Source organism: Methanosarcina hadiensis, assembly GCF_046529725.1.
Classification (GTDB): Archaea; Halobacteriota; Methanosarcinia; order Methanosarcinales; family Methanosarcinaceae; genus Methanosarcina; species Methanosarcina hadiensis.
In genome coordinates this window covers 1228737-1255041 of the sequence record NZ_CP136241.1, presented here as the reverse complement: position 1 = coordinate 1255041, position 26305 = coordinate 1228737, and the positions used below count along the sequence as shown (strand labels likewise).

The following is a 26305-nucleotide window of genomic DNA, read 5'->3' as shown; positions in this document are numbered from 1 at the left end:
ATTGAGATTGTAACCTCAATATTCAGATTTTTTAAGAGTATGAAAGGACAAAAGCGCAGAACAAAACCAATGAACATAAGAAGTAAGATTTGTAGTGTCCCATATTATGTATTTCATGAATTCCTGAAAAAAATCTAATCCAATAAACTGCTAATATAGGCCATAGTATAACTACAATGGAAAAAAATAACCACGTAAATGACCTCGCATCTACATATATCATTATATATTTGAGCAGCTTTTCAGAAAATTCTTGAATATTACTTCTCCCTAAGAGAAATATTATGATGTAACTAGCTAACGCGTAGAATATTAGCATAAATAATTGAAACAAATGAGCTAGGGGAAAAAGAAAGAGAAGTAGAAAAACACTTCTCTCTTCATAAGTGTGAGAAGCCATCCAGCGCCTTAGAAGATTTGGAGGATGAGTTACTTGAACAAGAAGCCATTGTTTAAACGACTCTTCCTTTTTCAGTTTTCCTATTACTTTCAATGAACTTTTGCTAGAATTTATTTTTGATGTCAACATGAATCTGTCTGCGTTAAGTTCTGCAGACCATATGCCTGCAATAGGAAGAGTAAAGAAGGCTAACGTTTGGAAGAAAATAACTATTGGGTCTGTCAGTGTGTATAGAAGGAACATTCTAGCTAGAAAGGTGACATTAGAGGCAGATTCTGTCAGGTCAATAAAAACTAGAGATATCTGAATTAATAGAAAGAAGGCGATAATACCTATAGAGTGCTTAACTACAAATTCAAAAAAACTACCTGATCCGAGAATTAAAGCATCTCCATTTCTGTAATGACCAATCTCATGAAGAAGTACTTCTTGAGACCTTTCTCTGTCTAAGCGCCAGGATTTGATAAACTTTCCAAATATTGCTATGCCTGTCTTACGGTACCCTACAGGATAGATAAACACTTCATCACTTTGGCTAATAAGGTTAGTCTTGATTTTTAGATTGGGGGCGTGCAATTTGAGAAAATCTTCAATTTCTATTATTGCAGGGATTTTCTGATAACTTCCAGTTAATTTATATTTTTTTTCAACGTAATACGTCCGTATGAAGGGGAACAAAACACTTAAAGCGCCTAAAAATAAAAATATGGAAGGAATCCAGTAGGGAGCATTTACTAACTTAAATCTGGTAATAAGAGTCAAGTTCGCATATGCGGGATCTGCGGAAAATAAAAAAGTTCCAAGATCTTCTCTAAATAGTTCTATTTGACTAGGTAACATATACACGTACAAAATAAACCATATCCATAACCATGGAGGAAAGGACTGGCATTTTGTACCTTCGGACACATTATCACTTCGATGCAGCAACCCTTTCCACGAACTCTAGTGAAACTGATGGATTTTTTCGCAGTGTAACAAGAACATTTGCAATTATCCTATCGCACTGTTCTTCAGGAAGTCCAGCAGCTTCTAATTCTGACGAAAATGTGTTAAAGAGGCTTTTTAAAGGTTTTTCGTATTCTTCCGGCAGCTGATCAGTCTTTTCCTTTGTCTCACTTTTACCAAATATACCTAGAAGATGGCCTATGCCAAGAAAATGGTACACTTCTTCAAGGTAGAGATCGTCTATTGACAAAAACTGGGGTATAAGATGGGCTGTAATAGATATTCCTTTTAAGATCCATGGAAATAGGAAAATGCCCTCAGTTAGTCCAAAAGCTCCAAGTCCTGAGCTTTCCTGTTTTATAAAAAGAGATTGTCTTTCCTTTCCTCCTTGGATGAAAGCTTCGGTCATAAGAGGTGCTAGATCAATTTCATCAGGAACAGCGGCCTCTGCAATTTTCATGGATAAATCGGTCATAATGTCCATATATATCCCCTAATAAGAGAAACATGTCTTGAGATTCAAACAAAAGCATTTATGTTCGAAATGTCTCTCACTTGTCAGTTAATTTCTATTTGAAAATCCTGCATATATATTTATTGTAACAATTATTATTATATTATCTGTTACTTATTTTATACATTATATTATAAGCTTTATCCCGTACATTAAAAACTGAAAACTTTAAAGATTTTCTAACATACATAATAAAATCATTATCTGACTTATAGCGGCATAGATCAAGATATATCCAGTTTATGCCACTCCTTTAGAACCTTACTCTAATGTCAAAGTTATTTAGCTGTCCACGATGCTCCAATATTTATTTATAGGATTTTTACAACCCAGCTGAATAATCAGCACAGTTTTTAGTTTATAATTCTAATTAGGGGTTATCTCTGTAATCTAGAGAAATGTTTCAGCAGATATTGTTTTATGTATGTACGGATAATTCAGGTAGTAATATATTAGAGGTGTTTTGAGTGTATTGCCGTTATCTCATAATAGAAAATCCGGATTCAAACAGCGAAACCTGTACATGCGAAGTTGCTCCAAAAAAAGGTAAATTATCTGCTGAAATGATATCGAAATACTGCAAAGGGGAATACGAAGACTGTCAAAGGTTCTTATATCGCTCACGCTTGATGGCGTAAGTAAAGGGTTCAGGCTCTTCCGCCGCTGACCTGATTTTTCTGTTTTTGTTCCTTTTTTCTTTGTTTCTGCTGGCTGCTGGAAAATGTAATTGTTCAGGAAGGCATTCGTGAATTTGAATTTGATTTTTCGCGTTAAGATTATGAATAATAAGGATCTCGAGTTTTTACCTTTTAAATAGAAGTACACAACCCAAATTTAAAAGAGGTGCCCTTATTAAAAAACGACCTGAATTCCATAATGCAAATTTAATAAAAAGTTAATTTTTTAAGTGTAATGCAAGTTACAGTAACACCTCTTTCTACGGTAATAATTCTTAGCTATTGCGCAAAATATTTTCTTAAAGCTTTTATTCTATTGTTCCATAGTAGCTTCGAATTAAGGACATGTTAACAGGCATCAAGCTATTTTGATAAAGGTGATTTTATATTTCATTTAACAAGTTACATCTTACTAGTAACACTGCTGATATACTTTTATAAGTTTATGCGTGACGCTACTGGTGCTCATCTTTTAAAAAAATGGAAAAGTATCGAGAAGAAAGATGTCGTGTCTGTAAATGAAACAATGCTTCCGGAAGTTATTAGAATCCAGGCAGAGGCATTCGATAGTAAGAACCAAAAAAACCTTATAAAATATTCAAAAAAATTGGCAAAGATTTTTTACGTAATTAAAATCCAGGATAAAATTATAGGCTACTGTTCATATTATCTAAAACCGGAACTTTCATTCAAAGGGCTGAGAATAAAATCTATAATTTACTCGACTGCAATTGACGATAAATTCAGGGGAAAAGGATACGGAAGGAAGCTTCTTGAAGAAAGCATAAAGGAAATGAAGCTGAACAGGATATATTCAATTCTACTGTATGTAAATATAAAGAATACCCCTGCTATAAAGTTGTACGAAAAAATGGGTTTCCAAATAATTGAAAAAACAGAGAACGTATGTGGCCAAAACGAGAAATGCTATATTATGGAATTAAAACTACTCGAAGACTGAGTTATGCGATGGATCGGCGAAAGGAAAAGATAGAGAGTATACCCCTCTGTAATCTTACTGCTGAAGTTCGCATCCGAAGTCGTCCGGATCGGTAACAACTATGTAACCCGGTCTTGTCGTTGTATTGTTCCCTATAATGTTTTCCACAGTCAGGCTGATTGTATAGTTTCCTGGTTTTGTAAATGTGTGAACCGCAACTGAATCCCTTGAATTGATTCCATCGCCGAAATCCCAGTACCATGACGCAGGTGCTTCGATTTCACTTATGGCTCCGCCTTTATCCGTTGCAGCGAATAATACGGTTAGAGGTGCTGGTCCTGAGGTTACATTAGTGGAGAAATCTGCTACTGGTGCCTGCGGGGGAGTCACAGTAATATAACCCGGTTTTGTTACCGTACTATTGCCTGCTTCATTTGCTGCTGTTAAAGTAATGTCATATATTCCTGGATCTGTAAACGTGTGGGTTGCATTCATGGCGTGTTTTGAGTAAATACCGTCTCCAAAGTCCCAGTACCATGAAGTGGGTACTGCACCTGTGCTGATATCCGTAAATCTCACGACTAAAGGCATAGTTCCGGAAGTTACATTTGCAGAAAACTCAGCTACAGGAAGACTCTGTACTGTTGAGGAGAGATCATATAGATAAAGGTCTCTTGCCTCACTATATTCCGAATCTCGACTGTCTGCATATAAGATTTTATCTTCATAAATAGATGGACTGAAAGCTGCATTGCTGGTAGTTATGCGGGTTTTTTTAGCAGTAGATATGTCGTAAGTGTAAATATCACCATAGAGGCGGCCTTCTGTATATACAATCCGTTTTCCATAGATTGCAGGCTCGTATGTATCTCCGTTATTAGTTATCTGAGTTTTTTTGCCGGAAGCTAAATCACACATATACACGTTACCTGATTCTTCCCATACTGTTATATTATCATATATATCGAGTCTGGATATATAGCTGCTATTTATAGTTGTTATTACGCTTGTCTGGTTAGTAAATATATCATATTTGCAGATGTCATAACTATCGCTGCCGTTAGCTTGAGACCATACAACTGTTTTATCATATATTGCAGGATAGCTGTGAACAGCAGCTATCTTAGTTTCACTGCCAGTATTGAAATCATGAAGATAAATTGCATAATTCTGGTGATCCTGGTCAGAATAATAGTTCTTAGAATATACCACATCGTTTTCGTAAATATCAGGAGAACTCCCGTTCGATGATATCCTGGTTCCGTTATCGGTAGAAATATCATATATCATGATATTTTCATCTATGTCAGCCCACACGATCTTATTACCATATACAGGAATATTACCTCCCCATGAATATCCTGCATTTATTATTTTTCCGGAAGCCAGATCATATACGTGTACCCCATTGCCGGCAGTCTCTGACCATGTAACTATATTACCGTAAATTGCTATGGAACTGGTTAGTCGCTCACCATTCGTGAGCCGGGTTTCTGTTCCAGCCGACGCCTCGAATGTACCAAGAATAAAAAAGAGTAAAACTAACATTGCTAAAGGTATTGAACGTAACTCTCCCTTATTTTTCATTTATTTTTCTCCACCCCCCAATATCCAGAAATATCATCATTCAAAAAAATCAATGCTAATTAAATCCTAATTTCTTCAGATTTTTTTTCTTTAATTTTAATATGTAATTGCTGAATAATCGAAATATGACGATAATCCAGAGTTGTCAATAATACATCTGTTAATTCAAGTAAAAATGAAAACACAATCTGTAATTTACAGCCTGGATGAAGTGATTGCAGAAAACGCCTGCATAATATGGAACCTATCCGGAAAGCAATACGGGACGTTGAAAAAAATAAGTAATTTCCCATATCCGTTTTTCTTTCTTTTTCCCCATATTGCTAATGGGCAGTAATGTTGATGTAGTTTTCCGGTATTACATCCTTTATGGGGATTAATGTGGGGAACAAAATAATACATCTAATTCTAGCTTTGATTTTTCTAACGAGCTTTACATCAATAGCAAATGCTGGCAAAGAGACTATGATCGTAAGTTCGAGGTTAATATTGAGTACATCAATCTATGGAAATATCGTTACATGGGCTGATACTTTTACTAATGGAGCCTACATGTATAACTTGACTACTGGAAACATAACCGGACTGGGGCATGCGGAAAGTAGCCCATCTATTCAGGGAGATAAAATTATATGGTGTGACGATGGAAGCGTGATTGTATATAACATTTCCACTGGCAAAGAGATTAAAATTGTTAACGCGAGCTCACCAGCGGTTTATGGTGATTATCTTGTGTATGTAAGGTCAAAATCTGTTGACTGTCTGCCTGTCTCTTATCAAAATGATATGTATAATAGTTTGTATTTATACAACTTCAGTACCAATAAAGAAGTTCAACTGGTTCCATATACGCATGCCACCTACCATGCTTCTGTTTATGGGGATAAGATTGTATGGGGACGGGTAAATCAGGTAAATTCAAGCGAATGGAGTAGAAATACTTCGATATACGACATACCCACAAAGAGATTAAGTGACATCAGCAGAAGTGTTAGAGGAGGGGGAGGTGAAATTTACGGAAACATCATCGTGTGGATAGAAAGCAAAAATGAATCAAGGGACGTCTACATGACAGATATTGCTAAGCATGAAACACGTCAGGTAACTTTTGATGGTAATTCGACTAGTCCAGATGTCTATGGTGATAGAATAGTTTGGGAAAAACAATACTGGGTAGGAAATAACTTGTCAAACGATGTTTGTGTGTACAATATCTCAACTAATGAGACAACTGTTATTACATCTGCACATCATCCTGCAATTTACGACGACAAAATAGTATACATTCGCGCAAGCAATGATCCGGAAGACCAGGAAGGTAATCATATATTTTTATATAATCTTTCAGTTTCAAACTCTTAAGGCGAAGCTTCTTTGCAGTACGGAGTATAAAATTGGAAAGTTCCAGATAAGTTACAATTAAAAACATTTCTCATTTTTTTCTTTTAATTCCTATAAAAATCAGAAAAACTATTCTTTAGTGGCAATGGACTGGCGGATATAACAGGAAGTTCATGCATGGGATAAGCTAAAGTTGACACAATTTAAATTTTATAACTTTTTAGAGTAAAAAAGATGACTCAAGACTCTCAATGCATAATTTTATAACTTACTAAATAAATATGTAATATGATTCCTAATTTTAACTGGATATTCTAACTTAAAATCAATGTTATAGCTAGCTAGTTGATAGCAAATTTGAGCATAAATGCAAAATTTATTCCAAATTTGGGAGATGGGGTAAAAGAGTTTTCATAAGGGATGCCAAATGAGCTTCGAAAGTTTTAAGGAATGGGGTATAGCACATCCGAATCTTCTGTATATAGTATCGTGGATTGGCACAGGTGTAATGCAGTTTATGCTCTTTATGTTATTTTTTTTATTGATGCCTGACAATACTAATTTAGACGATCCGGCGTTTGAGCCAATATTTACAATAATAGACTTGATTCCAATAGTGGTTATTGGTTTACCAGTCTCGATTGCGATTCTCAAAATAAAACAAAGAAGCATGTGATGGCTACTATTGTTTTTGTGGTATTCACCATTGTGGTTATCGGATAGTAAGCAGAAATGTAAAACAAACTACATTTATGCAGTATTGGTAGTCGATGCTGTACTTTTAATGTATGGCTTGACATACACAATTGAATATGCAAAGACAAATCCGCAGAATATAATATTCTACGGTTTCTTCATATATTTCATCTCAATGATTTTAGCCGACGTTGCAAATCATGGCCTTGAAGAAAATAATGACCTCGCAGTTGAAAACTCAACAATTCATGACGCTAAAGACCCTGAAGCGAAAGAATAAGCTGCAAGTTATCGAATTTTTCATTTGGCTTTGAGCGGACTTAAACATCTGGTTTATAGGATAGTAAAGCGACAAAAAGTAATATTACACATGTCCATACAGGATGTTGCTCGAGCCACTTGAAGTATTTCTCAGAGTAATCTGTAAATACGTATCTCATCGCCAGTACAAAACTAAAAACGTTAAAAAGAAATAGATAATCTATCACTTTTCTTACTCCTATTTTGATCAATTAAACTTAGTTTTGATTATAATAAGCTAATTCAGGGAAAATAAAACGAGCATTTCTTTATTAGCTTCTTTCTGGTGCTTTTTAAGCTGCTAATGCTCCAATAGCGCCTATTATGATAATGAATAATATAGGCAGAAAAATAGCTATTGCAGATTTCTCCATGCTGACGTTATGTACAAACTTACCGCCCACAATATAGAGGTATATTCCATATAACTGTAAAAACCAGCCTATAACAGGAATCCAGGCGAATGCCAGCACAGAAGATGTATAAGATATGAACCTCACAGTACCTCTATAATCTCCTGTTCCCCCGAGCAATTTATAAATGGCGTCATAAATTGCAGCTCCGAAAAAGGTAGAGATAATACCCAAGACTATCATAAATACAGTCATGAATATGGCAATAAGGCTGAACTCTACAGCACTATCATACAAACCTTCCATAATTTCGGGGTCAAAAAGTACAGTCAAAAACCCAAATATTAGATAGTTTATGGCTACAAAAGTAAGCGGCTCGTTATATGCTCCGGTGGTTGGCATTTTACTATAAAAATCGGAAGGTGTAGAAGTGACTTTTATCCAAGTCTTGATGTAATTTGATGACATAATAAAAAATATGTAAAAGTCTTATTTAAAGGTGCCTTAAGATTATTTGAATATTATACAAATTAGTGCATAACCCCATAATTTCTTAGATTCTTTATATTGAATGTAATTTTTGTAGGGAGATTGCAAAGTTAACTTTCCAGTAAAAGGCCGATTTTTGTGTAAAGCATTTCCCCAGCAGAATTACTAAGATCCAATGTCCTGCTTGTCCGGGATATTTTTCAACTTCTTGTGTTGATACCTTTTTTATCTTTTTCTATAATTTAGAATTAAAAAAGAGTTAAATAGGCGTCAGATAAAGATCCAATTACTATCCCTCACACTAATTTTCGGGGATATATAACAACAAAAGTATACGATGTTTTGTGAGAATCTTGCATAATTGTTAATTTTTAGATGTTGTTTAACTTGGCTGTTGTTTAACTTTAAATTAATTCTTCCCATAGTTTATCAGAACCTAGCCAATAAACCAGCTTTAAGATGTCGGAGCGGATTAATATTCACAATTCATGAACGAAATATTTTGGAATCATTTCGTCACTGATCAAATTTAGCTTCCCTTCTCTCTTCCTAGATTTAAAAACAAAACTCGTTTTTCAAGTTATCAACTATAAGCAAATTTCGATAACTTTATTTTCGTTAATGTGAATAAGTTTGTGTTTCTCTTCAGATACAAAATAGTAAATTTTTCTTAAGTATTAAACCAATTTTTTTGATTAAAAACAAATGGAGATAATAATGTTAGAATTATTTTTGCCATGGTTTTTAACGACTTGTATTTCTGGTATCCTAGGAAATAGGGCTGACTCGAAATTAGTTTCTATTGCACAGAATATTTCAGAGCAAGTTCATGTTGGCAAAATAGTTAATAACGATATGCAAAAGGCATTGAATCGCTCTTTCATATTATCGCTTCTAAGTATTTGCGATAGTTGTTTAAATGAATTAAAGCATGAATATCCCCTGCAAAGAGGTAACTTTAAGTTATCAGGCCAGCTTCGTTGGTTAGAAACGAAAAAACTATCACTTGAAGATGAATTAAAAGCAGTGGAAAAAGCAGAATATGGGGAACCAACAATTGAATTATTGGATGAAATTAAATTCATTTTAATTCAAGGAGATCCAACGTCAGAAGCGTTTCAAAAGATTAAAACTGAACTTATTGAAAGAGCAGAAATTGGAAATGGTAAAGCTCCAGATTGTTACAATAAATCTGTAGAGAGGAACATTTTAAGTCAAATGTGTAATCATTTTGCATGCGAGATCGAGAGGAACCAAGCTTTAAGTAATATTTTAGAAACGCAGTTGCTGATTCAATTAGGTATTAAGATTGACCTAGTATTAACTTCTGTTCCCTCTATGATCCAAAACTTAAACTACATTCCTACTATGGCCTACCAGGTGGATACTATGGCCCGCCAGGTAGACATTATGGCCCAAGCAATGCCACAAATGTTGGAGAGCATTAGTTCTGAAAAAAATTCTAATGCTCCTTGTAGAATATTTCAAGTTCCACCGTTAACCGAAGAGTTTGTAGAAACACCTAAGAAAGAAGAGATCAAAAACTACCTTCTTAATAGCAACAAATCAAGAAGAATACTTTCTATTACCGCGATTCAGGGATTAGGAGGTATTGGAAAAACAACTCTTGCCACTGTACTGGGCCATGATGAGGATGTTCAAAATTACTTTTCAGACGGGATTCTATGGGCTCCTTTAGGACAAGAACCTGATAAACTCTCTTTGTTAAACAATTGGATACAAGCTCTTGGAGATTACCAAACCATTCATACCACAACAGAAACAGCATCAATTCATCTTAGATCACTGCTCTGTAAAAAACGTATTCTTTTAGTTATAGATGATGCTTGGGACTCCAGTGATGTGAAACCTTTTTTAGTAGGTGGGTCTAACTGCCAGACTATAATAACAACAAGGAAAGCTTACATAGCTGATGATTTGAGTGCAGAATCTTATCCTTTGAACGTGATGACAAAAGAACAGGCTTTGGAACTATTTAGAAACGCTCTCAAAGACTGTTGGGATGAAAACGAAAAAGAAAATGCTCTTAAAGTTGCTAAAGGTGTTGGTTATCTTCCATTAGCTCTAAATCTGGCAGCTAAAAGGATAAGAGGAGGTTATTCTTGGACCAAACTTCATGAGGCTCTTGAAGAGGAAATTGCACGCCTTGGTGTTTTAGAAAGCCCACGAATATTTGGAAAGGGGGAAGAAGGTCTAGAAGCATCCTTAAACTTAAGTTTAAAAGCTCTAAGATCATGTAATGAAAACGTATGGAAGAACTTTATCTGGCTTGGAGTTTTGCCTGAAGATGTTAAAATAAATAAAAAAATGGTCTCTACTCTCTGGGATATAGATACCGTAGAAGCTGGAGAGATACTAGAAGGTCTTTGGGGAGAAGGTCTGCTGATCCGAAGTTCTACAATTAATTTGGAGGATGAAAAACTTGAAACATACCGAATGCATGACCTTCTTCACGATATTGCTCTCTATTGTTTAACATCCTCGCCTGATACAAAAAAAGCCACATCTCTTCCTGGATTAGGTGTAAAACTTAAGGAAGCCCACACCTTCTTATTAAACCGTTATCAATTACAGACACAGAAAAAAGAATTGTGGCATACACTAAAAGATGATGCCTACATTCACAGTCACCTTACTTGGCACTTAGAAAAGGCAGGGAAGATTGAATATATTCATTTATTACTACGCGAGGAAAACGAAAATGGTAAAAACGGCTGGTATGAGACACTCGAATCCCTGGAACTAAATGCAGTTTTTATTGAAGATGTAATAAGAGCCTGGAATTTATCTGAAAAAGAGTCGATACACCAAATAGAACAGGTAGGTAAAGCCTCCTCTATAGGACAAGAAACTCGCTATGCTCTTATTTACACTTCAATAAACAGTTTGTCAGCTAATATCCCTGTAGAACTATTGGTTGAGTTTCTTGAAACTAAGAAATGGACTGAAGTTCAGGTATTCACATACGCACAAAAGGAACCGGACCCCTATAAAAGAGCAACTAAATTGATCTCGATTTATCAGAGGATAACAGGTGAGTACATAAAAAAAGAAGAGGTTATAGAAAAAGCTCTTGATGCAGCCTCTAAGATTAAAGATAATTATGAAAGAGCATGCTTACTTTCAGCTATTGTTCCTTATTTGGAGGATCAAAAAAAGGAAGAAATGATAGAAAAAGCACTTGATGCAATCTCTATGATTGAAGTTAATGATTATTGTATATTTATGGCGCTTTCAGCTATTGTTCCTTATTTGGATGGTAAAAGAAAAGAGGGAATGATAGAAAAAGCACTCGATTTAGCTTCCAATATTCAATCTAATGATGAAAGAGCTCGAGCACTTTCAGCTATTGTTCCTTATTTAGATAGTCCAAAAAAAGAAAGAGTTATAGAAAAAGCACTTGATGCGGCCTATAAGATTCAAAATGACAAACACAGAATAGTAAGGGCACTTTCAGCTATTGTTCCTTATTTGGAGGGCCAAAAAAAGGAAGAAGTTATAGAAAAAGCATTTGATGCAATCTTCATGATTAAATATAATGGTTGTTTTATAACGGGGGCTCTCTCAACAATTGTTCCTTATTTAGACGATCAAAAAAAAGAAAAAGTGATAGAAGAAGCTCTTTATGAAGCCTCCAATGTTGTGGTGGCACTTTTAGCCATTGTTCCTTATTTGGGTGGACAAAAAAAAGAAGAAGTGATAGATAAGACCCTTAATGCAGCCTATATGATTGAAGATAATAACGTAAGAGCAGAGGCACTTTTAACTATTATTCCTTATTTGAAAGGACAAAAAAAAGAAGAAACGATGGAAAAAACACTTGATTTAGCTTTCAAAATTAAAGATAACAATAAAAGAGCATTTTTACTTTCAGGCATCTCTCCTTATTTGGATGGACAAAAAAAAGAAGAAGTAATGGAAAAAGCCCTTGATGTAGCCTCCAAGATAAAAGACAATTATACGAAAGTTCGGACACTTTCAGCCATTGTTCCTTATTTGGATGGACAAAAAAAAGAAGACGTGACAGGTAAGGCCCTTGATGCAGCATACAGAATTGAAGATAATGAATCTGAAATAACTGATGCGCTTTCAACTGTTGTTCCTTACTTGGATGAACAAAAAAAAGAAGAAGCGATAGAAAAAGCACTCGGCGCAGTCTTCAAGATTAATGATCATAATAAAAGAGTTAAATCACTTTCAACTATTATTCCTCATTTATGTTGTCAAAAAAAAGAAGAAGTCATAGAAAAAGCCTTTGATATAGCTTCCGATATTCAACCTAATAATGAAAGAGTTCGATCACTTTTAGCTATTTTTCCTAATTTGGATGAACAAAAAAAAGTAGAGGTTCTAGAAAAGGCACTTGATGCAGCTTCCAGGATTGAAAATGATTATGAAAAAGCAGAGGTACTTTCAATTATTATTTCTTACTTGGATGAACAAAAAAAAGAAGAACTAAAGCAAAAAGCACTTGATATAGTCTTCAGGATTAAAGATAATGGCGAAAGAGCGCTGGTACTATCAACAATTGTTCCTTATTTGGATGAACAAAAAAAAGAAGAAACGATAGAAAAAATCCTTGATACCACCTCCAAGATTAAAGGTAATCATTATACAAAAGGAGAGTCGCTTTCAAAGATCATTCCTTATTTGAATGGACAAAAAAAAGAAGAAGTGATAGAAAAAGCACTTGGTGCTACCTATATGATTGAAGATAATGATGGTGACTTTTCTAAAGTTCTGGCACTTTCAGCTATTATTCCCTATTTAGATAGTCCAAAAAAAGAAGAAGTGATAGAAAAATGCCTTGATTCAATCTCCAAAATTATAGGTGACGGTTATGAGTATGAAAGTGTAGCGGCACTTTCAGCTATTGTTCCTTATTTTGTTGATCAAGAAAAAGTAATAGTAAGAGCTCTTGACGTAGTCTCAAAGATTGAATATGATGATGTGAGAGCAGAGGCACTTTCAACAATTGTTCCTTATTTGGATGAACAAAAAAAAGAAGAAACAATAGAAAAAATCCTTGATGCAACCTTAAAAATTAAAGATAATAATTATGCAAAAGCAGAGGCGCTTTCAGCTATTGTTCCTTATTTGGAAAGACAGAAAAAAGAAGAAATAATAGAAAAAATTCTTGATGCAGCCTACAAGATTGAAAATGATCATGTAAGAGCAAATACACTTTTAACTATTGTTCCTTATTTGGATGATCAAAAGAAGGAAGATTTCATAGAAAAAATCCTTAATGTAGCCTCTAAGATAAAATCTGGCATTGGAATATCAAAGATACTTTTGTCTATCGATCCTAAATTAGATGGTCAAAAAAAAGAAGAACTGATAGAAAAAGCCTTTGATGTAATCCTCAAGATTGAAAATGATAATAAAAGAGCAGACGCGTTTAACATTATGTTACCACATTTGAGAAATCTACCTATGGATAATCTTTATTTTTGGTGGAGAAAAGCAATTCAAATTCTCAGAGAACGTACGCGAAGCAATTTACTTTTGGATATTATCGTATTAATACCAGTTATAAGTGAATTGGGTGAAGATGACATTCTATTTGAAATTTCTCAAGCTATTTTAGACGTGTCTCGATGGTGGCCATAAAAAAGTATACTGGAAAAAATTTCTATTTATTGTCCTTTAAAACCTGTCTCCTAAGTTTCAAATCTTAGCCCTAAACATTAAAAAATAAAATTTCTTAAGTCTCAACCTGACCCCCTGAAACCAAGTTTTCCCAAGCTTTAACCCTCTCCAAAACATGGCTGTTGAGAGTAAGCGGTTTATCAGACTTTGCATTCTGCTTCATATAATGCAAAGTCCCCTTAGAAAACCCCAGTTTTTTCCAATCAAAATAAGAAATATTAAGATTTTTTTTGCCTAATTTCTTGAGAAATTATTCATATAAGAAGGGTTAACATCATCAAACATTCTCGCAAGTTTTTTAAGCTGTCATTCAGTATTTAATGCGCATGTCCTCGCTAAATCTATATTTTCTCGGCTTTGAGATTCTGGTTTTAGTGCTCTTTCTGGTTTGTCTGCAAAATGCGTGGCAGCGAAGCTCTCCGGTAGTCTGGCAGCTTTTTGCGGGGGTGATTTTCGGCTTGCTGCTGGAGTGGGCTACGATTCAGCAGCTCGACGCTTATGAGTATGGGAGCTTTCTGGTAATGCTTGGGCCTGTCCCTGTGGTTGTTGGGGTGGCCTGGGGAACTATTATCTATAGCGTGCGCGGCTTTTCCGATAAAACCAGCCTTCCGGAGTGGGCACGGCCTGTGCTCGACGGGCTGATGGGCCTGAACATCGACCTTTCCATGGATGCAGTAGCCATCCGGCTGGGCATGTGGGATTGGGGAAAGGGGTTTGATCACCAGTACTTCGGTGTTCCTTACAACAACTTCTGGGCATGGTTCTGGGTTGTGTTCTTTTTTTCGGCAAGCCTTCGATTGCTGTCAAAGCTCCCTGGTTTTTGGGGGCGCTGGTTCTCCCCTGCAGGGGCTATAATATGCGGCACAGCAGGCGTGCTTATTACCAACGAGCTCATTACTAACATTCCCAATGACCTGATACATTATGCTACCATCGTTGCAGTCTTAGGAAGCGCCCTGCTATTGATACTGGCATTACGCCCGAAAGTCCCGGCCCGTTCCCTGGCAGCATTTGTTTTTCTTGTGCCTCTCGGATTTCATGCCTATTTTCTGATAGCAGGATTAGTCTCAGGAGCCATCCTGAACCCGCCTTTTTTGCTGGTGGTAAGTATAGTTATGAGCATAATAGCACTTGGGCTTCACCGAGGTGCTTTGAATTACTGGTACAGGTCTAATAAAGAAAGCAAAACAGAGAAGGTAAGTAATCAGACCACCGACTAACCCCATTTTACAATCCTTAAGCCCGTCTTTTAAGGGCCGACTCAACGAGGGAGCATTACAAAAGAGCATATCTAACTTAGGGAGGAGAAAATAATGTCCAGATTTCCATTCTCAACTGGGATGGAAAACAAGGATCTCATTAGAACTGAAAGTTATTCCTTGCGTCTGAGACACACTGGGACTAAGAAACTAACTGAAGAGATTAATTTGTGGTTTAACAAAAGAGTTAGCTATCAAGGCAATATGACAATGTGGAGTTATGTCATGTTCCTGAAGACTAGGGAATTAGATCAGTATTTGGTTGGTAAACGTAAAAAGATTGATTTTATAAACCCTCAATATGAGACAAAACGACAAGATTCAAGCGACATACGACAGAAGATACTTAGTATTTCATATTCTGATTGGAAAAAGCTAGGTTTTTCAAAAGAAATTTTGCAATATATGAAACAAAATGCAAGGTCAGATAAATCATTTACTCTTAATGCTCACGTGAGAGAACGTTTGGAACAATGGGAGAGACTTGTTGCAAACATCTAATTTTTTTGTTGTTTAGGCTTCTTTTGTAGTTTTCAGTAGAAATTCAGAGGACAAATGCAAACAACATACCAAACGACACAGGAAACAAAGCGACAAAGAATAAAAAATAAGGGCAGCAACCAAAATTTATCAAATATCCAAGGTTATCTGCCCATATCGTTGCTGGCGTTTAATAGCATCCAGTGTTTCGTCTTTTGCTTTTACTTTAATACCTATCCTCGTTCGTCCAGATGCAGACGGTTCGGTGGTCAGGGTGAAGTGTATTGGGAAATACTTCAGTACATCTGCCTTGATGTTGTGTCCTGGGCATATCAGCTGGACATTGTTCTTTTCGAGGATTGAAGCAATAACTTCCCATAGATATGAACCGCTGGTGGATCCAAATGGATTGTCAATTATCATCATTTTGGATGTGTTTATATCTTTTCTGTCGATGACAATATCCCTAATGTATGACATCAATACGACAAGGAATACGATAAATATCGCATTTGTTTGGCCGTCAGATGCTTCGATCTGTTCCCACCTTAAGAATCTCTGTATACCATTCTTATCGATCTTCCGCATTTCCATCTGGATGATTTTCATATCCAATACCCTGTTTAGCAGGAGTGCTGGAGTCAAGCAATCTACCAGTTTCACCTTGTCGATTTTGTTGTCTTCGATGTCACGTATTAGGTCTCGGATATAATACCGCATCTCCTTTTCAGCTTGTTCATCTGGATATTCACATTTGTTAAAATTGATCCTAATCATGTCATATGTTTCATCTTTGAACTTGATCCTCGATAATATCGGGAACTTTTTGATGTGGTCTTTATACATCTTTGCAATTCCCAATGCCTGGTCCACAACATTTTCTTCGATTTTCTTGAGTGCATCGATCTGTTCCTGCTGGTCCTCCATCCTTTTCAGGAGTATACTTGAATAATTCTCAAGGGCATTTGCATTGAATTTTGCATCTTCAAGAGTATTTGCAACATGCAGTTTGTCTCGGATAGGGGTTTTGAAATATTCGCTCATGTCAATATTGGCAATACTGCTCATGACCTTGTCTCTGGTACGTCTGAACTTATCCTTGTTCTGTTCTACGTTGGAATGTCTGCTCATTAACAGTGACATTAGTTCATTGTGGTCTTTGAGCTCGACATGCACATCTATGGTAGTAGTGGTAATATGATATTGATTGCACAATATCTCATAGTTCCGAAGATTGAACTCAAGTTGTTCGAGCTTTTTGGAATTTGACTGGTGTAATGCCTCAATACCAGTGATTTTTTCGATCAGGCGGGTAAGTTCTATCTGCTTAGTGTTAATGTCACCACGGAACTGATTTTCGTCCATAAGACTGGGATCTGGTACGTATGCTTCGTTTACACGTGCATTGTATTTGCCTACCATCGAATCAAATCTCGCTTTAACGAGTACCTGTCTTTCGCGTGCTTCTGATAGCTTTTCCCCCGCTGTTTTGAGTTTCCCCTTTACATTTTCGATCTGTGTTCTCAGATCACGAATGTATTCTTCGCTGAATGGTTGATTGCGACAACTTGATTCAATTTCTTTGATATTTATTCCTTCGATGGTTATTTCTTTGTGCAGTTTCTCAATGAATTCCCTGTTCTTCTGGATTTTTTCTTTTAGTTGTGCGACACTGCCAGCTACTTCCATGATTATCTTTTTTGCAGATCCATACTCTGCCCATAGTACAGAAGTGTCTCTTTCATCCAGTATTTCAATATCTATCGTCTTAAATTCATGAAGCTCTCCGTTTATGTATGATTTAAGTTTGTCTTTCTGCCTGGAGAGTGATTCAACTGCTTCCTCCTTTTCAGCGATCTTTACTCTTATCTGGTCGTTTTTGTTCTTCGCACTGGTCAGTAATTCTGAAAGCTCTTTGATTCGTTTGGTATTTTTATCAATATTTGTCTGCAGTGCATCAATATTTGTCATTATTGTTATTAATTCGATTAGTGTTACACGTTTTTCATCGAATATATTCAGCTTCTCATTTACATCGGATAATTCCTTTTTTGTTTGTTCAAGGGTTTTGTTATTGTCCTCGAGCCTAACAGATATTTCCGATAGAATGGTGGCATATTCATCCAGATTTGCTTGGTGTTGGTCAAGCTGGTTATGCAGTTCTGCTTCGCTTCCTTCTGGATACTGTTCAGTGAAACTTTTCAGTGTATCCCGATCACGCCTTGCAACTATTAGCGAACTTTTATGTTTCGCAATTTCCTGTTTGACGTTCTGCATATCCGAATGGATGCGTTTTATGGTATTGTCCTTATCCAGTATTTTGATATAATGTTCGGTGTCCCTGGATGGTACAAACACTTCGCCAAGAGAGATCTTTTCATTTTTCTGGAGGCTCGATAAACTAACAAGGATTATGGATGAATCCATTATTGCATTTGTCAATCTGGCTGTTGGATTCGCGAGTACATGATTGAAATTATCTTCCGTCAAGATGATTGCTTTTGGTAACCATGGTGCCTGTTCTAATACTCTCTCCTGCTTATCAATTGAGAGGTCTTTCAGGTATTCGGCACCACTATTAGCAAATCCAAACTTGTCCTTGAACCATGTAAGTGCATTCTCAAAGTCCTCTGTTAACACGAAACCATATTTTTCGACGGTACGCAGCTCATGTTGCAATTGGTCGAGATTGCGTTTGCTCAATGATATGTTCTCGAATGTCGATGCTATTTCGGTATCCAGTTCATTGAGACATGTGCTAATGTCAATGCTCTTACGTGCATTGACGATATCTATGATAATGGTCTGCTGTGTTTCGAACTTTGATATCTCATCGTTTGTTTGCGTGATCTTGTCTTTTACGTTGTTTACCTTCTCTGTAAACTTGCTGCACTCCGCTATATCGCTAGCAATGGAGGATCGGAGTTCATCGATTGTATCGTTTAATGTGGTCTGCCTGTTTCCCAATGTTTCCAGATGAGTATTTGTGGAATTAAGCTCATCTTCTGGTATCATCAGACCATTGTTAAGCTGCGGATATGTTTGACATCTATTGATCAGTTCGGTTTCAGCTGAACGTGCCTCGTCAATCCCAATGTTCAATTCACTAAGTGTAGCATTGGTATGCTTTATGTCGTTATTTATTTCACCAATTTTCTCCCGAAGTTCCTGTGACTCATTGTTGAGATTTTCTTTTGCCGATTTTTCTTTTTCGTATTGTGTCTCCACGATGGTAAGTTCTTCGGACAATACCGAATGCAGCGTCTTTCCGTATGTATTGAATGTACTGAATACGGCTTTATTGTCCTTGCTTAGGTTACCAATGGTACTCTGATATTCACGCATCTCCATTTCGTATTTCTGAATATCAAGGAACTTGTTTGCGGCGTTTACCAGCTTCGACTTATGCTCCATATCCTCTAATGTCGTCTCAATGCCATCTTTTTCCGTTTCCAGATGGGATATATTCGCTGCACCTTTGTTAAGTACTGAATTTTGTTGAATTACCTTCAGCCTGTCGATGCCGATCTCAACTGCTTCCTGTTGTCTCTTTGCATCATTTAGTTTGGCTTCAATATCCTGAATGAAATTTTGTTTATCAACAACTGCTGATTTATGTGCAGTGTATTGAACCGCTGTCTGATGTTTTGTATCCTCAAGTTCGGTATGTGCATTGATAAGCCTGTTATTTGCATCAATAAGCTTCAGTATCTCGGTATGGTATGCATGTGTTTCCTGCATGTTCTCCAGTTCAACATTGAGACGTTTGATGTCTCCCTGTGATTGAATCAACGTATCTGCAAGCAACTCACTATTTGTTTCATCATGCTCATGTCCACTGATTGCGTGTTTATCGTTCAGACACTCGATCGTGGTGTTGAGTAACAGTTTCTCGATCACTGTCCTTGACGTACCATATGATTTCTTGAAGTGTGATCTCAACTGGTTCTCACTTTCGTTTATGGATCCCATCAATCTGCCTTCGGCTCCAAGGATACAGTATTTCTTGATCTGTTGTTGGTATTCACCCTTGCCGTTCATCCTGCCGATCCAAATGTCATAATCATCGCTATTTTCATGCAACATCTTTCTCGTTTCACTGAGCGACTTGGTAACGAATGTATTTCCGTCCACGTGACAGAGTGGTATCCTAAGAATGTCCATATCGTTGTTACTATCATAGAGATGTGTGTAGTTGAAATATTCCACACCGCCGATAGTATCATTCTCATCTGAACTAGTATTCTTTTTAGCACAGAAACCTGTTAGCAATGTCTTGTGTGGGGATAGTCCGCTATCTAACTCCCATTCAATGAGAACGTGGGTTGTCCTGTCCTTCTCCCCACCCTTAAACATTAATTTGAACGGTTTGTCTGAATTGAGTGTATAGTTTGGGATGATACATTGCATCATCAACATCACCAGTACAGATTTACCACCACCGTTGCCGAGTAGATATGTTGCACTAAGTCCATTCAACGGCATTACAAAATCCTGGTACATCTGTGTGCCGTTGTTGTATTGAGCATTGATTATTCTGACATTTTTAATCCTCGGCATTCGTATCATCTCCACTATACGTCAGGTTTTCAATAAACTCCAATATATCGAGCTGAACTTCGGTATTGTTATATGCTTCCGAAACCATCGCTTTGAAACGTGGTAATGGATATACTGCACTAGCGTTGAGATCTATAAGCTGATGTTTTTTCATGAACTTCAGGGTCTCGTAAATCAACCCGACCCGTGTACCAATTCCGCCCTCTTTCTCTTTGCCGGTATCAACGTCAATATCAGCTTTGGGAAGCCTATCCCATAGATCTTTCACTTCTTTGAAATTGAACTTATACTCCTTGCTGATTCCTTCAATATCTTCAAAATCTGCTAATGACCTTATTTTTGCATCTACTATATCCGTGAGATATGTGATAGGTAGATTGCGTCGGGGAGTATCATACATTGATTCAGTGTAGAATTCTCCTATCATGACATGCATTATAAAGAATGCAGTGTACATATGGGTGTTCTTGCCACCACGGAACATATCATTCTTTATTTCTTCGTTTGTCATCCCAAATACCTTATTGCCAATACCTGGACTCAGGAAGATTACATCTCCTCGTCCACATACATATAACCCGAACTTTTCTGCACAGAAATCAAGTGCTTCCCGTATGTCGCTTTCTCTTTCGTATTGTATGAAGTGGTTTGGGTAATCTTTCTTTTCAATAACACCATCCTTTAACATACAGTACATCATTTCAAGAGCGATTCCCATGTGTTCTTTTTCATAGTGCATTTGATTACTCCATCCAAAAGGTCAGGTCAGATATCTGGATTCTATTGTCATTCTCGATTATATTCAGTGATTTGTCTGGGTTAGACTGGATACACAGTCTGATATACTGCAAATCCAATTTCTGATGTGCCCATATCAGTGTATTGCCCATTAAACTACGGGTTTCTATATCAGATAGATTGATTCTATCGAAATTAAATCTGGTAATATATGGTTCAGTTTTATCACTGCTGTTCATATATTCGTCTTCATCATGTTCATGGTTATTCAGGGATAACAGGAAGGGTATCAGGTCTATGTTCCTGACGGCTTCATGGTTGTATGTGGTATCGACCATTTCAATGAATGTTTCCAGTGTTGTCTTATTTGAATTGATATTGATACAATTCAGTAGTGAATATGCATATGTTTTAAAATTACTTGCCAGTGTTGCATCATATTGGTCACCTGATATGATGATACCACTCCAGTCTTCATCCTGTCTGGTCTCTGTGATATTTTCCTTCTTGTAGCTGATAACCTGTGGTTCAAATGCTTTGAATAGACTGAAGAACTTCGGGACATTAGGTTTTAGCATCGGCTGCAAGCTGATGATATGTGCATCATTTGGATGATTGTTCTTTACATTGTTTTCCAATACTCCCTTGAAATGCCATTTTTTATCGAATAGTGAATTGACCTTGATCTGACATATCTTCTCATATTCCTGTGGAAAATCGGTATAGTCTTTGAGCAGGCTTGAATGTAGATTGTAGCCTCGTTCAAGTTCGGTTGATATTTGTTTAAGGATCATGAAATCCTTTTCATCGATGCGGGTATTGGAATTTGAAAAATCATATTGTCCTTCAGTGAATTCCATCAGGGTAATCCTTACCTGTTCAAATAGTTCTTTTTCTTGCTGTAGTTGGCTGAATATACCCTGGGTAAACACCATGAAATCATCGGAAATATCTGATGCATTGTACATCATCTTGTCAAGCAGATGTTGTTTCATCTCCTTTTTGCGAATGACATCCAGATTGAGCTCCATGACCGTATTCAGTGCTGTTACGAATGACCTGTTCTTGATCTGTTGTTTGAACAAAAGCAGACTAACCGATATTTTTGATTCTTCGGGCAATTCCTTGGTACTGAGCATGAAGCTAAGTCCAGCGTTACTAATGTCGTATCCTTTGCTTTTTACGTTGTATTCGATCAGATAGATATACTGCTCGACCTCTTTATTGTGAATGGGATCCATGTGCTTGAAACAATATGATTCACCATACCTGTCGGTTTCGAGCAGTTTCAATATCTCCTGTGTAACTTCCTTAGTATCAAGATCAAGGTCTGGGTGAATATGTCCCAATAACAGTTCGATATGTTCTTCGATTTCGTTGAACATAACAGACCTGCCCATAAGCTTTCCTTTCTTTATCAACAGTGATAGGACCTCGATTGCAAGGTATGCTGCATCATAGTCGAGACTGTTCTTGGAAGCAAATGCATGTATCCTGAAGAATGGGTAATAGTTGCTCAAGTGCCTGAACCGTTCATTGGTGTCTTGATACTGCTTAATGTATTCCGATTCCATTTAACCTCGCCATGTCTGTTTTGTTGATGACTTCTTGTGGTAGATACCGTTCTGAATAGATTATGTCTTTAATTACCATACCTGTTTCAGTGTCGAATGCAGCAATGAACTGTGATACTGATACATCGTCCACTTTCTGCGGTTTTCGTAGCCTTCGTGCATCAGCTGGATCGACCTTGTTTATCATGTAACTGTATAATGATACTGCAGGAATGATGTTATAATCGGGGAATGTGCTTTTCAGACGATAGTAAATGGATAAACCTTCAGGATCGATGTCACCGAAATAGAAGTAGTTGTCTTCAGGTTTACCGTGAATATTCTGAATGAACCCGAATTTTCGTGTGATAGCGTTCCCTTCCCCATAAATCAGGAGATGTATATTGGACAGCTGACCGTTCATGACTGCATCTATGAAGGTGTTTAATGTGTCTTGGTTCTCCACGATGAGAACATTTCTTTTTTCGGTAAGGTTATGGTATCCACTGGTTGCTAGATAGAAGAATGGTTCAAATGTTCGTTTTGCTTTAAGATCTTCCAGAGTGAGACCACCAAGCTTTTTTAAAATATCCGATCCGTCAATTGATGCATCCTCTGGATACATGATGGCCTTTTCATCCCCGAATATCAGATATGACCTTTCATTTGCAGTAAGTATATCGGAACTGGTGTCGTATAGGATATCATTGATTCGATGTATGATGTCTTCCAGTTCGTAATATTCGGAAGCGTGCTTTACGTAATAGCTCATGTTGAGTTTTGGGTGAAGGTCATTCAGCATGCTAGACGAGAGAATATCATCTGATTCAAAATATTTGACATTGATAGAGTATTTGTTCATGGCTCCACCGTAACTTGGAATAAATAATGAATTACCGAGTGGTTTCAATACTCCATCGTCAACGAGCTGTTGTATCGCTGTTGCAAAAGGTTTGGCAAGCGAAGGTTCTGAATAAAGGTTGGTTCCAAGTGTCTTTAGTTCAGAAACGATGTATTTTGTTTCAATCGTTTTCTTCTTCTTGTTCTTGTGCTGTTCAATTATATTTCGAATCAGCTCTTCCATAATTTTACCTCATTTTTATTTTGCAGGTATTATTCAGTAACCAATGTGCCACCAAAAGATTTAATTTGAACTTGCCTTGCAGAAATACTCATATTAATTAATACAACAATGTTAATTATATCTAATGTGAAGAATGTTAATTTTTAAAGAATATACCTTAGCATTAAAAAAATATAATGTAATAGTTAAGAAATCAACTCTACAATATTAAAAAGGAACTTATCTAAATTTTAAGTGTCTATTTATCTAGATGCTATTACCCTAGCTTACTGTTCAAAAGCCAAAATTCTAATTTAAAAATCTAGATTTCAAAGCGTACACTTTTTTCCCGTTGTATATATCCCCCTAATTTATTACGAGGGATAGAATATGAACCCACTAAATCCTTCTACGAAATCCTTCTATTTCAAATCTGAGGCTTGCGAAGATTTCCTCTCTCACTCAAAAATTCCCAGTCCTTTTATAAGTTCTCCCGAATACTCTGGCACCGCCCCCGGTTTTGATGCTACATAAGTCCCAAGCATGCTGGCAAATGAAGCGGCTTTTGAAACTCCGTGTCCTGAAAGATATGTATAAAGGGAATCTGCGGAAAAAGCATCTCTGCTCCCACTGTATCTGCAACTTCTGGGGGCGCTGGTTCTCCCCTGCAGGAGCTATAATATGCGGCACGGCAGGCGTGCTTATTACCAACGAGCTCATTACTAACATTCCCAATGACCTGATACATTATGCTACCATCGTTGCAGTCTTAGGAAGCGCCCTGCTATTGATACTGACATTACGCCCGGAAGTCCCTGCCCGTTCCCTGGCAGCATTTGTCTTTCTTGTGCCTCTCGGATTTCATGCCTATTTCCTGATCGCAGGATTAATCTCAGGAGCCGTCCTGAATCCACCCTTTTTGCTGGTGGTAAGTATAGTTATGAGCATAATAGCGCTTGGGCTTCACCGAAGTGCTTTGAATTACTGGTACAGGTCTGATAAAGAAAGAAAAATAGGGCTCTGTAGAAAACCTATTAGAATCAGCTTCAAGAGGCTGAAATTATTATATAAAAATGAATCCGGTCTTCAGTTCAAATTGATGGAGATTTATTGTTTCAGAGGATTTCTACAGAGCCAAAAATAGAGAAAGCAGGTAGTTAGACCAAAGACTGACTTCACCATAGAATGTGAGATGCTCAGTATATTTTGCCTGAATTCTTGAGAACAGATTATCAGTCTCATACTCAGGCTTAACTAAGTCCAGTAATCCCCCTCAAGGTTTCTTTCAACTTCTTTCTTTTCCTTTCTGGCAGCGACAGTATCCATGATCCAGGCCACAACAAAAGCAATAAATCCACTTGACAAAAATGCTACTGCAAGATAGAGGTAATATGACTTCCTCGAATAGTATCTCTTTTTTAAATAATCAAGCCCTAATGCAAAGAAAAATGTCCATGCCGGTATTAATAAAAGATACATCCCTGAGTCATGATGGTGGTTAATGAAGTTTATAATTACAAACGCCATGTAGTATAGAGGCACTATTGAATTTCTCTGAATTTCAGTTCTCAAAATTTGTTTCTTATTTAGATAATTAAGCCCCCATTCTAAGAAAAATACCCAAAATGCTGTTAAGACGATAAATATCGATGTGCAGCTGGGATATCTGGTAATTATGTAGTTTCCGATTAAAAATCCCACGTAATGTAGAGCTAAGATCGTGCTTCTCCGGATTCTCATTACGACCACATATAAATTAACTACCTTCAAACTTATAAAATATATTAAAAAAGATTGACCTATAATAGATTCATCTATTATAATAGATTTATATTTATCAGGTCACTTTAGCCTCCACTTTGGCCTTACTTTTCTATCCTTATCCTAGCCTCAAATGGGAGGTCGGCAGGGAGCCAGGAAAATCATGAAATTTGCATCTTGTTTACAGGCTCGCTGTTTATCACACGGTTGGTTAATTTAGTAAGTCATACAAATGAAGCATGTTCAATCCTGTTTTCGGGTTCTCATATTTATTCCCCAGATAACTGCTCCAATTCCCCCGATAACAAAGAAAACTCCGAATATCCATGGCAGAACAATGACTCCAGCCAGAGAATTGGTTAACAGGAGCAAACCAAGGACTATGGTAAGCGCACCAAGGATTCCCGTGCCCCAGCCCCTTCCTTTAAGTGCAGAAGTAATTATCACGGCACCGTTGACAAGAGCCAGGATTCCGATGAAGATTATAAGTAATCTAAGAACAATGTAAGGACTGATTATAGGATACATCAGTATAACAGCTCCCGCAATAATGCTCAGGATACCTGAAACCAGTTTCCATTTCCCGTCCTTTGTAAAAACCAGTGCCCGTATAACCGAAAAAATTCCTTCTAACAGCCAGAAAATAGCTAGAATTTGTATTAGCAGAGTAGTGGTTGTTATGGGCTCGTATAATAGGAATATTCCTATAATAATAGCAATAATCCCTTCCAGAAGAACCGACCACCAGAATTCCTGAGGCATTTTTGGTTCCTTCGGTATTTTCAGCTCTGTTCTGGAATCAGTGTCAACCGGTTGTTCCATAATTCCATCTCCCTTTCCCGGACTTTATAAAAAGTAGTCTGTCTCCTTTCTTTTTATCCACATTTGCCCCCCCATATTATGTGCGAAAAAAATGAGTTTATATTTATCATTATATAATATTCTTCAGAGAATATAATATTGTGAGAAATAT

The 26305-nt window shown here is 36.9% G+C and carries 18 protein-coding genes; 8 read left to right on the top strand and 10 right to left on the bottom strand.

Annotated features, from left to right (window positions below):
* Nucleotides 1-31: 31 nt before the first annotated feature.
* Both RSJ42_RS05425 and RSJ42_RS05420 read right to left on the bottom strand, forming a co-directional pair.
* On the bottom strand, nt 32-1240 hold the full coding sequence (locus tag RSJ42_RS05425) for a hypothetical protein (RefSeq protein ID WP_410509654.1): 1209 nt from the start codon (nt 1238-1240) through the stop codon (nt 32-34).
* Nucleotides 1241-1313: 73 nt separating this feature from the next.
* Nucleotides 1314-1832, bottom strand: a complete 519-nt coding sequence (locus RSJ42_RS05420) for a hypothetical protein (protein WP_410509653.1) — start codon at nt 1830-1832, stop codon at nt 1314-1316.
* A gap of 1152 nt (nt 1833-2984) precedes the next feature.
* Between RSJ42_RS05420 and RSJ42_RS05415 the strand changes: the two genes are divergently transcribed.
* On the top strand, nt 2985-3500 hold the full coding sequence (locus tag RSJ42_RS05415) for a GNAT family N-acetyltransferase (RefSeq protein WP_410509652.1): 516 nt from the start codon (nt 2985-2987) through the stop codon (nt 3498-3500).
* 54 nt (nt 3501-3554) lie between these two features.
* Here the strand turns inward: RSJ42_RS05415 and RSJ42_RS05410 are convergent, their stop codons facing one another.
* On the bottom strand, nt 3555-5066 hold the full coding sequence (locus tag RSJ42_RS05410; RefSeq protein ID WP_410509651.1) for a PKD domain-containing protein: 1512 nt from the start codon (nt 5064-5066) through the stop codon (nt 3555-3557).
* Nucleotides 5067-5435: 369 nt separating this feature from the next.
* On the opposite strand from RSJ42_RS05410, the gene RSJ42_RS05405 reads away from it, so the two are divergent.
* The 3 genes from RSJ42_RS05405 to RSJ42_RS05395 all read left to right on the top strand — a co-directional run bounded on the left by RSJ42_RS05405 (nt 5436) and on the right by RSJ42_RS05395 (nt 7383).
* Complete coding sequence (locus RSJ42_RS05405; protein ID WP_410509650.1) at nt 5436-6428, top strand: hypothetical protein; 993 nt, start codon at nt 5436-5438, stop codon at nt 6426-6428.
* Between the two features lie 406 nt (nt 6429-6834).
* On the top strand, nt 6835-7083 hold the full coding sequence (locus tag RSJ42_RS05400) for a hypothetical protein (RefSeq protein ID WP_410509649.1): 249 nt from the start codon (nt 6835-6837) through the stop codon (nt 7081-7083).
* Between the two features lie 84 nt (nt 7084-7167).
* Nucleotides 7168-7383 carry a hypothetical protein gene (locus RSJ42_RS05395; protein WP_410509648.1) on the top strand — a complete coding sequence of 72 codons (216 nt, stop codon included), beginning with the start codon at nt 7168-7170 and terminating at the stop codon, nt 7381-7383.
* 313 nt (nt 7384-7696) lie between these two features.
* On the opposite strand, the gene RSJ42_RS05390 is transcribed toward RSJ42_RS05395, so the two are convergent.
* Nucleotides 7697-8158 (bottom strand): YIP1 family protein, encoded by a 462-nt coding sequence (locus tag RSJ42_RS05390; protein WP_410509647.1) that lies wholly within the window; start codon nt 8156-8158, stop codon nt 7697-7699.
* A gap of 804 nt (nt 8159-8962) precedes the next feature.
* Here RSJ42_RS05390 and RSJ42_RS05385 point away from each other — a divergent pair.
* From RSJ42_RS05385 to RSJ42_RS05375, 3 genes are all read left to right on the top strand, one after another.
* Complete coding sequence (locus RSJ42_RS05385; protein WP_410509646.1) at nt 8963-13879, top strand: NB-ARC domain-containing protein; 4917 nt, start codon at nt 8963-8965, stop codon at nt 13877-13879.
* Between the two features lie 365 nt (nt 13880-14244).
* A complete protein-coding gene (locus RSJ42_RS05380; protein WP_410509645.1) occupies nt 14245-15138 on the top strand; it encodes a carotenoid biosynthesis protein in 894 nt (297 codons plus the stop codon).
* A 93-nt stretch (nt 15139-15231) separates the two neighbouring features.
* The gene (locus RSJ42_RS05375; protein ID WP_410509644.1) at nt 15232-15678 is read left to right on the top strand and encodes a CRISPR-associated protein Cas1; all 447 of its coding nucleotides are present in this window, start codon (nt 15232-15234) and stop codon (nt 15676-15678) included.
* Nucleotides 15679-15807: 129 nt separating this feature from the next.
* Here the strand turns inward: RSJ42_RS05375 and RSJ42_RS05370 are convergent, their stop codons facing one another.
* Genes RSJ42_RS05370 through RSJ42_RS05355 form a run of 4 tightly spaced genes read right to left on the bottom strand, consistent with a single transcriptional unit; the run spans nt 15808 to nt 23592 of the window.
* Entirely contained in the window at nt 15808-20217 is a 4410-nt protein-coding gene (locus RSJ42_RS05370; RefSeq protein ID WP_410509643.1) for a hypothetical protein, read from the bottom strand.
* On the bottom strand, nt 20204-20956 hold the full coding sequence (locus RSJ42_RS05365) for a DUF6063 family protein (protein ID WP_410509642.1): 753 nt from the start codon (nt 20954-20956) through the stop codon (nt 20204-20206). The genes RSJ42_RS05370 and RSJ42_RS05365 overlap by 14 nt, the downstream gene beginning before the upstream one ends.
* A 4-nt stretch (nt 20957-20960) precedes the next feature.
* Nucleotides 20961-22529 carry a hypothetical protein gene (locus tag RSJ42_RS05360; protein ID WP_410509641.1) on the bottom strand — a complete coding sequence of 523 codons (1569 nt, stop codon included), beginning with the start codon at nt 22527-22529 and terminating at the stop codon, nt 20961-20963.
* The gene (locus RSJ42_RS05355) at nt 22510-23592 is read right to left on the bottom strand and encodes a Wadjet anti-phage system protein JetD domain-containing protein (protein ID WP_410509640.1); all 1083 of its coding nucleotides are present in this window, start codon (nt 23590-23592) and stop codon (nt 22510-22512) included. Before RSJ42_RS05355 ends, RSJ42_RS05360 begins: the two co-directional genes overlap by 20 nt.
* Nucleotides 23593-24124: 532 nt before the next feature.
* Between RSJ42_RS05355 and RSJ42_RS05350 the strand changes: the two genes are divergently transcribed.
* Nucleotides 24125-24715: a hypothetical protein gene (locus RSJ42_RS05350; protein ID WP_410509639.1), complete on the top strand. Its 591-nt coding sequence runs from the start codon at nt 24125-24127 to the stop codon at nt 24713-24715.
* A 110-nt stretch (nt 24716-24825) separates the two neighbouring features.
* On the opposite strand, the gene RSJ42_RS05345 is transcribed toward RSJ42_RS05350, so the two are convergent.
* Together RSJ42_RS05345 and RSJ42_RS05340 are read right to left on the bottom strand one after the other, a co-directional pair.
* The gene (locus tag RSJ42_RS05345; protein ID WP_410509638.1) at nt 24826-25311 is read right to left on the bottom strand and encodes a hypothetical protein; all 486 of its coding nucleotides are present in this window, start codon (nt 25309-25311) and stop codon (nt 24826-24828) included.
* 264 nt (nt 25312-25575) lie between these two features.
* The gene (locus tag RSJ42_RS05340; protein ID WP_410509637.1) at nt 25576-26154 is read right to left on the bottom strand and encodes an HdeD family acid-resistance protein; all 579 of its coding nucleotides are present in this window, start codon (nt 26152-26154) and stop codon (nt 25576-25578) included.
* Nucleotides 26155-26305 lie beyond the last annotated feature (151 nt).